Consider the following 14,404-nt stretch of genomic DNA (forward strand, 5'->3'; position numbering starts at 1 on the left):
AGTCCCTCCCGTCGGTCCGATGATCGTGAAATAGGCTGATCGGGCGGAATGTGCGGGCGTACGGCGGGCCCGGCCGCGTCGGTACCGGGGCCGCCCCGCGCCGCGTGGCAGCGTCGCGGGCGTCCCGTACGTCCGCGAGCAGCAAAGGCAACGCCCTCATGCGACTGCGCAACGCCCTCGCCCTTGCCGCTCTGGCCACGGCCGCCACCGTCCCGGTGGCCCACGCCCTGGCCACCGCCCCCGCCTCCGTGCCCGCCCCCTCCGTGACGCTCCTCGCCGCACCCGTCCCCGCCCCGCCCGGCGCCGTGCTCGCGCCCGCCTGTGGGGACGCCGCCGACCCGGACTTCCCGATCGGGACCCGGATCCGCGGCGGGCCCGTCGACTACGCGGCCGGCGGGAGCTTCCGTACCTGGCACCTGGACCTCAGCAACACCACCGCCACGCCCTGCCGGGGCGTCCATCCGGTGCTCGTGCTCACCGACAGCGGCCGGTCGCTGAAACCCGGCCAGATCCGCGCGGAGTTCTACGACGAGAAGGCGCGGCTGTGGCGGCCGGTGGCCTTCGAGGCGACGGACCGGGCCGAGAACGTGGGCGTGTTCGCCGGCACCGGGCCGTCCCCCGCCCCGACGGCCCCGACGGCCCCGACGGCCCCGACGGCCTCCACGGCCTCCACGACCCCCACACCCACCACCCCCGCCTTCGCCGGGTTCGCGGTGCCCGCCGGCGGCACCCTCACCGTTCCCGTACGCCTGGCGTTCCGCGCCGACGCCGCGCCCGACGACGAGGTGGTCGTCAACGCCGCCGTCGTCCAGCGGCGGGGCGACGACGGCGACTGGGTCGGCGCCTCGGCCGACTACCGGCTGGCCATCGGCCCCGCCGACCCGGACGCCGACGCCGGGCGCGACCCCGGGACCGCCCCGTCCGCGGACCCGTCGGCCACCGCCCGGCCCACCGCACCCGGCACCGGCACCGACCCGGGGTTCCCCGAACTCGCCCAGACGGGAGAGGAGTCGGCCCTCCGTCACGCTCCCGCCGCAGCGGCCCTCCTCGGCGCCGGTGCCACCCTTCTCCTGGCCGCCCGCCGCTTCCACCGCGCGCGGGCCGCCCGTCGCCGCAACCCGTAGGCCACGCTCCGTACACCCTCCCGTACACCTTCCCGTTCACCCCGGTCTGCGACGATCATCGGGTGGAGAAGAACGACCCCGGCGCACCCATCCGCTCCGGCATCCCCGAACACGGCCGCATCCCGAAGTACTACGCCGTGAAGGCGAAGGTCGCGGCGCTCGTCGACGAGTTGGGCGAGGGCGGCCTGCTGCCCACCGAGCGCGATCTCGCCGTCCGCTACGAGGTGTCGCGGGAGACCGTCCGCCAGGCCCTGCGCGAGCTGCTCCTCGAGGGGCGGCTGCGCCGCCGGGGCCGGGGCACCGTGGTCGCCGGGCCCAAACTGGAGCAGCCGCTCTCGCTCGCCAGCTACACCGAGGGCGTGCGCCGCCAGGGGCGCAGGCCCGGCCGTTCCCTCATCTCGCTGGAACGCTTCCCCTGTCCGGAGGCCCTCGCCCCGGAGGTCGGCGTGGCGGGCGGCGAGCCCGTCTGGCACATGGAGCGCGTCCTGCTCGCCGACGACGAGCGGGTCGGTCTGGAGAGCACGTACGTCTCCGAGGCCCGCGCCCCGCGCCTGGACAGCGACTTCGACCCGGACTCGTCCTTCTACGCCTATCTGCGCGACCGGCTCGGCATCTCCTTCGGGGACGCCGACGAGCGGATCGAGACGGTGCTCGCGACCCCGCGCGAGGCGCTGCTCATCGGCACCCCGCCGGCGCTGCCCATGCTCCTGATCCACCGGGTCTCCCGCGACACGGCCGGCCGGCCCCTGGAGCGGGTGCGGACGCTCTACCGCGGCGACCGCTTCAGCTTCACCGCGCACCTGGGCCCCCAGGACCGACCGGGTGAGCACCGACCGGCCCGAGATCGACCGGCCCAGGACTGACCCGCTCCCTCCCGGGTAGCCCCAAGGAATGTCACGTAAAGATAACGGGTCTAGTCCAAGCTTGTCGGGTCGTTCACCGTCCCGTCGCCGGACGGACCTTTCCGGGCCACTCGCCGCCGCGACCGTGGACGGCATGAAGGTGATCGTCGTAGGAGCCGGCGTGGTGGGAACCATGCACGCCTGGCAGGCAGTCGAACGCGGCCATGAGGTCGTCCACATCGAGCGCGAGGCCGAGGCGCGCGGGGCCTCGCTCCGCAACTTCGGCCAGATCTGGGTCAGCGGACGGGCGGGTGGCGAGGAGCTCGACACCGCCCTGCGCGCCCGCGAGCTGTGGGAGGGCATCGGCGCCCGGGTCCCCGCGCTCGGCTTCCGGGCGATCGGCTCCCTCACCCCCGTCCGGGGCGAGCTCGAACGCGCCGTCGCCGAGGCCGCCGTGGCCCGGCCCGACGCCGCCGCCCGCGGCTACAAGCTGCTCACGCCCGGCGAGGCGCGGGCGGTCAACCCGGCCCTGCGCGGCGCGTTCGACGCCGCCCTGTGGTGCGAGCGGGACGCCGCCGTCGAGCCCCGCACCGCCCAGCTCGCCCTGCGCGAGGCACTCCTCGCCACCGGGCGCTACACCTTCCTGCCGCACCGCGAGGTGCGGGAGGTCGTGGGCGAGAACGCGGTCCGCGACGACCACGGCGACACCCACACCGGCGACGTCGTCGTCCTGTGCACCGGCGCCTGGCTCTCCGGTCTGGTCCGCGAGGTCGCCGGCGCGATACCGGTCCGCCGGGTGCGGCTCCAGATGATGCAGACCGACCCGCTGGGCGAGCCCCTCACCACCTCCGTCGCCGACGCCGACTCCTTCCGCTACTACCCCGCCTACGCCTCGGACGCCCTGGACGCCCTCAACGCCGGGCAGGCCCAGGACCCGACCGCCGCCGCCCACAAGATGCAGCTGCTGATGGTGCAGCGCCTCGACGGCGGACTGACCATCGGCGACACCCACGAGTACGAGCACCCCTTCGCCTTCGACACCCTCGAAGACCCCTACGAGCACCTCACGCGCGTGGTCGAGTCCCTCCTCGGGCGCCCGCTGCCGCGCGTCCGCCGCCGCTGGGCCGGCGTGTACGCGCAGTGCACCGACACCACCCGGGTCGTCCACCGTCAGCGGCTGCGCGACGGAGTCTGGCTGGTGACGGGACCCGGCGGCCGCGGCATGACCTGCTCGCCCGCCATCGCCGAGACCACCGCGAACGAACTGGGCTGGTGAACCCGATGAACCCCCTGACCGACCCCCTGCCCGACCGCACGACCGACCGCACGACCGACCCCCAGACCCGCTCCCTGACCGACAGCACCCGTCACAACCTCGTCGTCCTCGACATGGCCGGCACCACGGTCGCCGACGGCGGCCTCGTCGAACGCGCCTTCACGGCCGCCGCGACCCGCCTCGGCGAAGACCCCGCCACGATGATCGACTACGTCCGCGCCACCATGGGCGAGTCCAAGATCTCCGTCTTCCGCCACCTCTTCGGCGGCGACGAGAGCCGCGCCCGGCAGGCCAACCTCGCCTTCGAGGAGGCGTACGCGGAGCTGGTGGGCGACGGCCTCGTCTCCCCGGTCCCGGGCGCCGCCGAGGCGATCGCCGAACTGAAGGACCAGGGGCGCACCGTGGTCCTGACCACCGGTTTCGCCCGGGTCACCCAGGACGCCATCCTCGACGCCCTCGGCTGGCGGGACCTGGTCGCCCTGACCCTGTGCCCGGCCGACGCGGGCGGCCGGGGGCGCCCCTACCCGGACATGGTCCTCGGCGCCTTCCTCCGTACCGCGGCCGTCGACGACGTCCGCCGGATCGTGGTCGCGGGCGACACGTCGTACGACATGCTCAGCGGGGTCCGCGCCGGGGCCGGGATCGTGGCGGGCGTGCTGACCGGCGCCCACGACGAGGGCGCGCTCAAGGAGCACGGCGCCACCCACGTCCTCGCCTCGGTCGCGGAACTCCCCGCGCTGCTCAGGGAGTCGGGCGCATGACCAGCGGCATCCGCTTCGACGGCGTCTCCGTCGCGTACGGCGGCCACACCGTCCTCGACTCGCTCGACCTGACCGTCGCACCCGGCGAGGTCATGGCCCTGCTCGGGCCCTCCGGCTCCGGCAAGACCACCGCCCTGCGGGCCGTCGCCGGCTTCGTCCGGCCGGTCGCCGGGCGGGTGTTCATCGGCGACCGGGACGTCACCGACCTCCCCCCGTACAAGCGGGGCATCGGCATGGTCGTCCAGCAGTACGCCCTCTTCCCGCACCTGCGGGTCGAGGACAACGTCGCCTTCGGCCTGAAGGCACAGAAGGCCCCCAAGGGCGAGATCCCCGGCCGGGTCGCCGAGGCCCTGGAGATGACGGGGATGGCGGCCTACGCGAAGCGCTATCCGCGCGAGCTCTCCGGCGGCCAGCAGCAGCGCGTCGCCATCGCCCGCGCCCTCGCCATCCGCCCGAACGTCCTCCTCCTCGACGAACCGCTCTCCGCGCTCGACGCCCAGCTGCGCTCCGGCATGCTCGCCGAACTCGCCCGGCTGCACCGCGAGCTGCCCGACGTCTCCCTCCTCTACGTCACCCACGACCAGGTCGAGGCGCTCACCCTCGCCGACCGGATCGCCGTCATGGACCGGGCCCGCCTCCAGGACTGCGGCACCCCGCAGGAGCTGTACCGCAGGCCCCGTACCGAGTTCACCGCCTCCTTCGTCGGCAACGCCAACCTGCTGCCGGTGACGGTCGGCACGGACGGCGTCACCCTCGACGGCGTCGCCCTCGACGTACCGGTCGCGGACGCGGCGCCCGGCGCCGCCGCCACCCTGTGCGTGCGGCCGCACCTGGTGGGTCTGGGCGAGGGCCCCAACGCCCTGCGCGGCCGGATCGCCGAGGTCCAGTGGCGCGGCGCGACCCACCGCCTGTACGTGGACGTGGCGGGCGGCCACCGCGTGAAGGCGGACGTGCGGGAGCTCCGTGAGACGCCCGCGCTCGGCAACGAGGTGACCCTGCACTTCGCCCGCGAGGACGCGGTGCTGCTGGCGGCGGGGGTGAACGATGGCTAGCCGGGCCGCGGGTCTCACGAAGAAGCACCTCGCACCGGGCTCCGTGACCGCCCTCCCCGAGGCGGCGTCCGAGGCGTCGACCGAGGCGTCGTCCGAGGCGTCGACCGGGGCGTCGACCGGGGCGTCGAGCGGGAGGACCCCCACGGCCCCCGCGGAACGTACGGCTCCGACGGTTCGCCGGTCCCTGCCCCCCTGGCTCTGGGCCGCACCCCCGGTCGTCGCCCTCGCCGTCGTCTTCCTCTACCCGCTCGCCCTCGTCGTCCAGGAGTCCCTGACGCCCGGCGCGTACGCGGAGGTCTTCGCCTCCCAGGCGTTCCGGGACGCGCTCGTTACCACCGTGTGGCTCGCCGTCGCGTCCACCGTCGGGTGTCTGGTGCTCGGGTTCGTGCTGGCGCTCGTCATCGCCTTCGTGCCGTTCCCCGGCGGCAAGGCGGTGTCGAAGTTCATCGACGTCTTCCTCTCCTTCCCGTCCTTCCTCATCACGCTCGCCCTGCTGTTCCTCTACGGCACGGTCGGCATGGCCAACGGCGTGTGGACGGACCTCACCGGCGCCGAGGCCGGCCCCTTCCGGTTCCTGACCACCCCCTGGGGCGTCCTCCTCGCGGAGGTCACCTACTTCACGCCCTTCGTGATGCGGCCCCTCCTCGCCGCGTTCTCGCAGATGGAGACGGCGCAGCTGGAGGTGGCGTCCTCGCTGGGCGCGCGGCCCCTGCGGATCATCCGGCAGGTCATCCTGCCCGAGGCCCTGCCCGCACTCGCCGCCGGCGGCAGCCTCGTCCTGGTGATGTGCCTCAACGAGTTCGGCATCGTCCTCTTCACCGGCGCCAAGGGCGTCACGACGCTTCCGATGCTCGTCTACGGCAAGGCCATCCTCGAGTCCGACTACGCCGCCGCCTGCGTGGTCGCCGTCGTCAACGTCGCGATCTCCGTGGGCCTCTACGGCCTGTACCGGGTGGTGAGCAAGCGTGCTGGTGCATAGCCGCGCCGGGCGGTGGGCGAGCTGGGCCGTCTTCGCCGTCCTCTTCGTGCCCCTCTTCGCCCTGCCCCTCCTCGTCATCGTGGCCGCCTCGTTCTCGACCAACTGGTCCGGCGCCTTCCCCTCCGGGCCGACCACCGCCCACTACGCGGCCGCCGTGCGCGGCGAGTCGCTGCGGGCGCTCACCACCAGCCTGGTCACCGCGCTCGCCGCGAGCGTGCTCGCGCTGACCGCCGGGACCTGGGCCGCGCTCGCCGCCTCCGCGCTCCGCGCACGCGGCCGCCGGCTGCTCGACGCGCTGTTCGTGCTGCCGGTGGCGGTGCCCTCCGTGGTCGTCGGACTCGCCGTCCTGGTCGCCTTCTCGCAGCCGCCGCTGCTCCTGAACGGCACGCGCTGGATCGTGATCCTCGCGCACACCGTTCTTGTCACGGCGTTCGCCTACCAGTCGGTTTCGGCCGCCATCCTGCGTCTGGACCCGATGTACGAGCAGGCGGCGGCCAGTCTCGGCGCCCGCCCGTCGTACGTCCTGCTCCGGGTGCGGCTGCCGCTCCTGCTGCCGTCGCTGAACGCGGCGGCGGGGCTCTGCTTCGCCCTGTCCATGGGCGAGCTGAGCGCCACGATGATGCTCTACCCGCCGGACTGGCTGCCGCTGCCGGTGCTGATCTTCACGGCCACCGACCGCGGTTCGCTCTTCACGGGCTCGGCACTCGCCGTGGTCCTGATGGCGGCGACGCTGCTCGTGCTGCTCGCCGTCTCCCGTGTCCGCACCAAAGCCTCGTACCGGTAGCACCCCCCGTACCGCCGGCAAACCCCCGTACCGGTAGCACTCCCCGTACCGCCGGCAAACCCCCGTACCGCTAGGAGAGAACGACGTTATGCGCACCATGTCCCAGAACGCCAAGCCGATCGCCGCCGTCACCGGCTGCCTCGTCCTCGCCGCGACCCTCACCGCCTGCGGCGGCTCCTCCTCCGCGTCCGACGAGAAGGTGGTCACCGTCTACAGCGCCGACGGCCTCAAGGGCGAGGCGGGCGACGGCTGGTACGACAAGGTCTTCAAGGACTTCGAGAAGCAGACCGGCATCAAGGTGGAGTACGTCGAGGGCGGCTCCGGCGAGATGGTGCAGCGCGCCGCCCGCGAGAAGAACAACACCCAGGCCGACGTCCTCGTCACCCTGCCGCCCTTCATCCAGCAGGCCGACTCCAAGGGGCTGCTCCAGGCGTACGCGCCGAAGGGCTCCGACCAGGTCGCCGGAGGCAACAAGGCGAGCGACGGGAAGTGGACCTCCGTCGTCAACAACTACTTCGGCTTCATCCACAACAAGAAGGAGCTGACGACCCCGCCCACCACCTGGGAGCAGCTCCTCGACGCGAAGTACAAGGACCGGATCCAGTACTCCACCCCGGGCGTCGCGGGCGACGGCACCGCCGTGGTCATCAAGGCCATGCACGACTTCGGCGGCAAGGAGCCGGCGATGGAGTACCTGAAGAAGCTCCAGGCCAACAACGTCGGCCCGTCCTCCTCCACCTCCAAGCTCGCCCCGAAGGTCGACAAGGGCGAGATCCTCGTCGCCAACGGCGACGTCCAGATGAACTTCGCCCAGGCCCGCTCCATGCCGAACCTCGCCATCTGGTTCCCCGCGAAGGAGGGGGGCAAGCCCACCACCTTCGCCCTGCCCTACGCCGCCGGCCTGGTCAGCGACGCCCCGCACGGCGAGAACGGCAAGAAGCTCCTCGACTTCATGCTCGGCGAGCAGGCCCAGCGCGAGGTCAGCGCCATCGGTGGCGGCTTCCCGGCCCGCCAGGACATCAAGCCCACCGACGCCAACGCCATCGAACTCGCCAAGCTGATCGAGGGCGTGGAGATCTTCGAGCCGGACTGGGCCGACATCGACAAGAACCTGCCGGCGTACGTCGACGCGTGGAAGGCCGCCACCGGAAGCTAACCGGTCGCGGACCAAGAGTTCACCGCACGTACCTTCCGTCCCACCGAAGTATCGCGGAAAGATAACGGGTACGGACCGAAGCGCAACGCCCCTGAGGGATCAGGGGCGTTGACCCGTCCCTGCTCCCGTCCCTGCTCCCGTCCCAGCTCCTGCTCCTGTCCCTGTTCCCGCCCCGCCCCCCTTCCACGGAGGACTCCAGACATGCCGCACACCGGCATATCCCGCCGCGGCGTGCTCGCCGCCGCCGGCGCCACCGCCGCCCTCACCGCCACCGGCCTCGCCACCGCCCCCGCCGCCGGGGCCGCCGCGCCGACCCTCCCGAACGGCACCAGCAAGGACAAGGTGCTCGTCGTCGGCATGGACGGCCTGCGCCACGACCGGATCGACGCGGCGAACGCCCCGCACCTGAAGTCCATGATGGCGAACGGCACCTACGGCGTCTCCCTGCTGTACGCCAACCCCATGGCCGCCACCTCCTCCGGCCCCGGCTGGTCGACCATCTCCACCGGCGTGTGGCCCGACAAGCACGGCGTCCGGGACAACAGCTTCACCGGCCGCAACTACGGCCAGTACCCGGGCTTCCTGGCCCGGCTCCACCAGGTGCGGCCGGAGCTGTCGCTCTACGCCGCCGTCGACTGGAAGCCGCTCGACACCTACGGCACCGTCACCGCCGGCGCCGACGCCAAGATCGTGCTGGACGGCGACCGCGACGGCTACGTCGGCCACGACGAGACCATCACCGCCGACAGCGTCTCGGTGCTCCGCGACCAGAACCCCGACGTCTCCTTCGTCTACCTCGGCAACACGGACGTCGTCGCGCACGCCAACGGCACCGGGCAGAAGTACCTGGACGCCATCGCCGTCCAGGACGCCCAGCTCGGCCGGATGCTGGCCGCCATCAAGGCCCGCCCCTCCTACGCCACCGAGCGCTGGACCGTCATCGTCTGCACCGACCACGGCCACGTCGACGCCGGCGGCCACGGCGGTTCCGCCATCGAGGAGCGCCGCACCTTCGTCCTCGCCACCGGCCCCGGCATCGCCGCCGGCGCCCGCCCGATCGACACCCGCCTCGTCGACGTCGCCGCCACCGTCTTCCACCAGCTCGGCATCGCCGCCGAGCCGTCCTGGGGCCTGGACGGCAAGCCGATCCAGCAGCGCTCCACGGACCCGTTCGACGCGCTGTACGGCTCGCTCACCGGCCGCGTCGACGAGACCGGCATCCCCGCCGGCGTCCTCGGCTTCACCCGCACCGCGCCCAGCGGCTGGTCCGTCATCAACAACGCCATGGGCACCGGTGGCGTGACCGAGTGGCGCGGCTGGTCCTTCGCCACCGACGAGTTCTGGTCCCGCACCCAGCGCGACCAGTCCCGCGAGCTCAACGTCCGCGCCCGGGGCGTCTTCGCCGTCGCCGACTCCGACGAGTGGGCCGACAAGACCTTCTCCGGTACGTACGACTCCACGCTGGTCACCCCGGCCTACTCCGTCTCCGGCGCGTCCCGCGTCACCCTCGACTTCACCACGTTCTACCGGCAGGAGGGCAGCCAGACGGCCCAGGTCCTGGCGTCCTTCAACGGCGGCACGCCGTCCGTCGTCAAGAGCTACACCGCGGACGTCATCTCGCAGCCGCAGTCCCTGACGGTGAACGTGCCCGCAGGAGCGTCCAGCGTCAGCTTCCGCTTCCGCTACACCGGGTCCAACAACTGGTACTGGGTGATCGACGGGGTCAAGGTCACGGCTTCCTGACCTAGTCTGGGGGCGTCGCCACAGCGCAGTCGCGTCGCCCCCAGCACACCGCACGTCGTGTACGGCACCTCGGCCCGTACGCGTACGGCACGTACGGCAGGAGTCCCGCACCCATGGCAGAGCGCAAGCCGATCGAATCCTGGCTCACCGACATGGACGGCGTCCTCATCCACGAGGGCGTTCCGATCCCCGGTGCCGACGCGTTCATCACGAAGCTGCGGGACACCGGGAAGCCCTTCCTGGTCCTCACCAACAACTCGATCTACACCGCCCGTGACCTGCACGCCCGCCTGGCCCGCATGGGCCTGAACGTGCCCGTCGAGAACATCTGGACCTCGGCGCTCGCCACCGCCAAGTTCCTCGACGACCAGCGGCCCGGCGGCACCGCGTACGTCATCGGCGAGGCCGGTCTCACCACCGCGCTGCACGACATCGGCTACGTGCTCACCGACCACGACCCCGACTACGTGGTCCTCGGCGAGACCCGTACGTACTCCTTCGAGGCCATGACCAAGGCGGTCCGGCTCATCAACGCCGGCGCCCGCTTCATCTGCACCAACCCGGACGAGACCGGCCCGTCGCTGGAGGGCCCGCTGCCGGCCACCGGCTCGGTCGCCGCGCTGATCACCAAGGCGACCGGCAAGGAGCCGTACTTCGCCGGCAAGCCGAACCCGCTGATGATGCGCACCGGCCTGAACGCCATCGGCGCCCACTCCGAGACCAGCGCCATGATCGGCGACCGGATGGACACCGACATCCTGGCCGGCCTGGAGGCGGGCATGCAGACCTTCCTGGTGCTCACCGGCCTGACCACCCAGGCGGAGATCGACCGCTTCCCGTACCGCCCGTCGAAGATCGTGAAGTCGATCGCGGACCTCGTCGACCGCGTCTGAGTCCCCGCGGGCGGAGCCCTGGTCGGCTCTCTGGGGATGCGAAAGGACCCGAACGGGGTGACCCTGCCAGTACCAGGAGGTCACCATGCGTTCAGGTCCCATCGCTCTCCGTGCCGCAGGGGCGGCCGTGGTTCTGGTGCTCGCTCCCACGGCGGGCACCGCCCTCGCCCACGACGGGGTGAAGGTCACCGTCACCCCGTCCATGGCGGCGCCCGGTGCCGACGTCGACATCCGGGTCACCGGCTGCAAGGGCACCACCGGCGCCGCCAAGTCCCCGGCGTTCGTCGCGGACGCCGAGCTCACCGGCCGTGACGGCGGCAAGAACCCGCTGTTCGGCGACACCACCGTCAAGTCGGGCCTCGGCGAGGGCACCTACAAGGTCGGCGTCACCTGCGACGGACACGACCACCCCGACGTCGGCACGGTCCACGTCAAGCGCCACCACGAGCCGAGCCACCGGCCCACCCATCACCCGTCCCCGGTCGCCCCGGTCCGCGCGGGCGGCGGCGGCACGGCCGCCTTCGCCGCCCCCGCCGCCCCCGGCGTGGCGCAGACGGCGGACGAGGCGGGCCTCGGCACGCCGTACACGCTCCTGGGCCTCGGCATGGCCGCCGTCGCCGCGGTGGCGGTCGCCTTCCGCAGCGCCCGCCGCCGCCGGGGCGCGGACTGAGTCCGGTGCCCTCCGGCCGGGCACTGACCGGGACGGCCTGGGCGGTCCTGTTCCTGGGCCTCTGGGTCTGGGGCGAGGGCGCCTCCGACGGGCCCGGCCCCGCCTCGGCGCCGACCACCGGTGACATCGCCGCCGTCGGCCGCCCGCTCGGCGCGCCGCTGCCCCCGGCGCACGACCCGCTCCCCGCCGCCGAGCCCCGCCGCGTGGAGATCCCGTCCCTGGGGATCGCCGCGCCCGTCGTCGCCCGCGGCCTGGACGCGGACGGGGCGATCGACCCGCCGCCGTACGCGATGCCGCAGACGGTCGGCTGGTACGGCTCCGGCACCCGTCCGGGCGCCTCCGGGGCCGCCCTGTTCGTCGGCCACGTCGACACGCGGAGCCGCCCCGCCGTCTTCTACGGCCTGAGCGCGGCCCGCCCCGGCGCGACGGTGCGCGTGACCCGTTCGGACGGAAGCGTCGCGGAATTCACGATCGACGACGTCCAGGTCCTGCCCAGGGACCGCTTCGACGCCCGGAAGGCCTACGGCCCGCACCTGCCCGGCCGGGCGGAACTGCGCCTGATCACCTGCGGCGGCACCTTCGACCGGGAGACCGGTACGTACACGGCGAACGTCGTCGTCTCGGCGTATCTGACCGGCGCGCGGGGCTGACCGGGAGCCGGCCGACGGGGCGGAGGTGCCGGCCCGCCGGCCGGTCCGGTCCTCGACCGCGGGCTCACGGGCCGCGGGAGGAGCCCGGAGCCGGCGCGGGAGGTCGGTGTGGCCCCGCTCACTGTAGAGGAATCGCCGAAGAGGAATCGGAAAACGACCGAGGCCCTTCACCACATGGTGAAGGGCCTCGGCCTTGCGCGTGCGCCGCCAGGGACTCGAACCCCGGACCCGCTGATTAAGAGTCAGCTGCTCTAACCAACTGAGCTAGCGGCGCCTGCTGACGTCGATAACTTTACAGGACTCCGGGCGGTGCTCCTGACCATTTCCGGTCCCGCCCGGCCTGTCGGATGGTCGTATTGAGCCTTCGATCCGTCAAAATGCGATATGTCCAGACAGTTGAGACACTGACGCCCGTGCCAGAGCGGTCAAAAGATCTTGACGAGTGTGGAGGGGAACGCATGAGTGTGCCGGTCTTCGAAGAAATCGAACCCGCGGCCGACTGCGGCTGCCCGGGCTGCGCCCGGCAGCGGCGTGACCTCGCCCTCGGGCTGCCCGTACGGGCGGGAGGTCACCCCGCCGCGCACGGCGCCCGTCGCGCGCTGGTCCTGGTGACGGCGGCGGGGGTGGTCCTGGGCGGCGGCGGTGCGGGGGTCGCCGGCGCGGACCCGGCCGTGGACAGCGCGACGGACCGGGCGACGGACCGGACGGCGGGGGGTGTGGCGGGCGTCGGGGGTCCCGGGCCCGACACCCCGCAGGGCGGCCGGGGCCCGCTCCACGGCGGCGCGCACGGCCCCGGCTCGGCGCCGTCCCCCGGAGCCGACCCGACGACCAGTCAGATCTCGACGGAGTCCCTGCGGAAGACCACCCGCGCCGAGATCGTCAACCGTGCGAAGACGTGGGTCACCGCCCAGGTCCCGTACTCGATGGAGCGGTACTGGAACGACGGCTACCGCCAGGACTGCTCCGGCTACATCTCCATGGCCTGGAACCTCCGCAGCAACGAGTGGACCGGCAGCCTCGACCGCTTCGCCGACCGGATCGACCGCGCCGACCTCCAGCCCGGCGACATCCTGCTCTTCCACAACCCCGCCGACCCGACCCGCGGCTCGCACGTGACGATCTTCGGCGGCTGGACCGACTACACCCACACCGCCTACGTCGCGTACGAGCAGACCAAGCCGCGCACGCGGAAGCAGCCGACACCGCTCGCCTACTGGGAGCACTCCGACCGCTACCTTGCCTACCGCTACAAGGGCGTCGTCAGCGGAGGCGGCGGCGGTGGGAGCGGGAGCGGGAACGCGGGGTCGGGGGCGACGGCGGCCACGCCGTATCCGGGGCCGTCGAAGTTCGGCCCCGGCGCGAACAACGCGTACGTCACCCAGCTCGGGAAGCTGCTCGTCGCGCGCGGCGGCAAGAAGTACTACAGCCTCGGCCCCGGTCCCCGCTGGGGCGAGGCGGACCGCCGCGCCACCCAGGCCTTCCAGCGGGCGCAGGGCTGGAAGGGCCGCGAGGCGGACGGCCTGCCCGGCCCGCAGACCTGGTCGCTGCTCGTGAGCGGCAAGGGCAAGGACATCGGCGGTTCGAGTGGTTCGGGCGGATCGAGCGCATCTGCGAGCGGGTTCCCCGGGCGTGGCTACTTCCGTCCCGGCCAATCCAACGCATATGTGGAGAAGCTGGGCAAACAACTGGTGAAGCGGGGCTACGGCAAGCACTACGCGTCGGGCCCCGGTCCGCGGTGGACGGAGGCGGACCGCCGCAACGTCGAGGCCTTCCAGCGGGCCCAGGGCTGGCGCGGCGGCGCGGCCGACGGCTACCCGGGCCCGGAGACCTGGCGGCGCTTGTTCCGATGACCCCGAGAACATGAGGTGGACCGAATGACGGCATCGACCCCGACCCCTCCGGACTCCGGCCCGGCCGCCACCCGCGACGCGGCCCGCACCGCCCGCCGCCTCACCACCGGCCGCCCCCGCCCGAGCGGGCCACCGGGGGGCGGGGCGGGTTCGCCTGTCGGCGGAGCGGGTGCGGGTGCGCCGGCGGGCGGGGGCCCGGGGACGGGGGCGGCCCCGGTCGCCGGGCCCCCCGGAGCCGGCACCCCGGGCCCGGGCGGCCCGAGCGCGTCGGCCTGCGGGGCGGTGGGGACGCCCGCCGTGGCGTCGGCATCCGCCACCGGGGCCGGCGGTTCGCCCGCCGCCGCCCAGGCGGCACCCGCCGACGGCAGACCCGACATGCCGGGCGGCGCGACGGCACCCCCTGCCGGTGCGCCCGCGGGGGCCGGTTCCCCGCAGACCGCCTCCGGCGAGGGCGGCCTCAGCGCCCAGGTGAACGCGGCGTCCTCGGCCGTTACGCCCGCCGGACCCGCAGGCGCCCCGGTGCTTCCGGCTTCGCCTGCCGGTGCGGGTGCCGCTCCGCAGGGAGGGCCTGCCGGTGGCGCTTCCGGCGGCTCGGCTTCGCCGGGTGCGCGGGATGGTGCGCCA

At 73.4% G+C, this 14,404-nt stretch carries 13 protein-coding genes and 1 tRNA gene; 13 read left to right on the top strand and 1 reads right to left on the bottom strand.

Annotated features, from left to right (window positions below; translation table 11 throughout):
- Positions 1-158: 158 nt before the first annotated feature.
- From ACFY7C_RS09590 to ACFY7C_RS09645, 12 genes are all read left to right on the top strand, one after another.
- Entirely contained in the window at positions 159-1,124 is a 966-nt protein-coding gene (locus ACFY7C_RS09590) for a hypothetical protein (protein ID WP_389646466.1), read from the top strand.
- A 62-nt stretch (positions 1,125-1,186) separates the two neighbouring features.
- Positions 1,187-1,987, top strand: coding sequence for a GntR family transcriptional regulator (locus tag ACFY7C_RS09595; protein ID WP_389646469.1), 801 nt, complete (start codon positions 1,187-1,189; stop codon positions 1,985-1,987).
- Between the two features lie 133 nt (positions 1,988-2,120).
- Positions 2,121-3,242: a TIGR03364 family FAD-dependent oxidoreductase gene (locus ACFY7C_RS09600; protein ID WP_389646471.1), complete on the top strand. Its 1,122-nt coding sequence runs from the start codon at positions 2,121-2,123 to the stop codon at positions 3,240-3,242.
- 5 nt (positions 3,243-3,247) lie between these two features.
- Entirely contained in the window at positions 3,248-4,003 is a 756-nt protein-coding gene (locus ACFY7C_RS09605; protein ID WP_389646473.1) for a phosphonatase-like hydrolase, read from the top strand.
- The gene (locus ACFY7C_RS09610) at positions 4,000-5,055 is read left to right on the top strand and encodes an ABC transporter ATP-binding protein (protein WP_389646476.1); all 1,056 of its coding nucleotides are present in this window, start codon (positions 4,000-4,002) and stop codon (positions 5,053-5,055) included. Before ACFY7C_RS09605 ends, ACFY7C_RS09610 begins: the two co-directional genes overlap by 4 nt.
- On the top strand, positions 5,048-6,034 hold the full coding sequence (locus tag ACFY7C_RS09615) for a 2-aminoethylphosphonate ABC transporter permease subunit (protein WP_389646479.1): 987 nt from the start codon (positions 5,048-5,050) through the stop codon (positions 6,032-6,034). The genes ACFY7C_RS09610 and ACFY7C_RS09615 overlap by 8 nt, the downstream gene beginning before the upstream one ends.
- Complete coding sequence (locus ACFY7C_RS09620) at positions 6,021-6,818, top strand: ABC transporter permease (RefSeq protein ID WP_389646482.1); 798 nt, start codon at positions 6,021-6,023, stop codon at positions 6,816-6,818. Before ACFY7C_RS09615 ends, ACFY7C_RS09620 begins: the two co-directional genes overlap by 14 nt.
- A gap of 97 nt (positions 6,819-6,915) precedes the next feature.
- Entirely contained in the window at positions 6,916-7,974 is a 1,059-nt protein-coding gene (locus ACFY7C_RS09625) for a 2-aminoethylphosphonate ABC transporter substrate-binding protein (RefSeq protein WP_389649414.1), read from the top strand.
- Positions 7,975-8,175: 201 nt separating this feature from the next.
- Entirely contained in the window at positions 8,176-9,717 is a 1,542-nt protein-coding gene (locus tag ACFY7C_RS09630) for an alkaline phosphatase family protein (protein ID WP_389646485.1), read from the top strand.
- Positions 9,718-9,830: 113 nt separating this feature from the next.
- Positions 9,831-10,610 carry an HAD-IIA family hydrolase gene (locus tag ACFY7C_RS09635; protein ID WP_345488034.1) on the top strand — a complete coding sequence of 260 codons (780 nt, stop codon included), beginning with the start codon at positions 9,831-9,833 and terminating at the stop codon, positions 10,608-10,610.
- Between the two features lie 85 nt (positions 10,611-10,695).
- Positions 10,696-11,280, top strand: a complete 585-nt coding sequence (locus tag ACFY7C_RS09640) for a hypothetical protein (RefSeq protein WP_389646487.1) — start codon at positions 10,696-10,698, stop codon at positions 11,278-11,280.
- Positions 11,277-11,930, top strand: coding sequence for a class F sortase (locus ACFY7C_RS09645; protein ID WP_389649417.1), 654 nt, complete (start codon positions 11,277-11,279; stop codon positions 11,928-11,930). The genes ACFY7C_RS09640 and ACFY7C_RS09645 overlap by 4 nt, the downstream gene beginning before the upstream one ends.
- A gap of 200 nt (positions 11,931-12,130) precedes the next feature.
- Here ACFY7C_RS09645 and ACFY7C_RS09650 read toward each other — a convergent pair.
- Positions 12,131-12,204: transfer RNA gene (locus ACFY7C_RS09650), tRNA-Lys, on the bottom strand.
- A gap of 184 nt (positions 12,205-12,388) precedes the next feature.
- Here ACFY7C_RS09650 and ACFY7C_RS09655 point away from each other — a divergent pair.
- The gene (locus ACFY7C_RS09655; RefSeq protein WP_389646490.1) at positions 12,389-13,780 is read left to right on the top strand and encodes a peptidoglycan-binding protein; all 1,392 of its coding nucleotides are present in this window, start codon (positions 12,389-12,391) and stop codon (positions 13,778-13,780) included.
- Positions 13,781-14,404: the final 624 nt, after the last annotated feature.

The organism is Streptomyces sp. NPDC012769 (assembly GCF_042901205.1).
Lineage (GTDB): Bacteria > Actinomycetota > Actinomycetes > Streptomycetales > Streptomycetaceae > Streptomyces.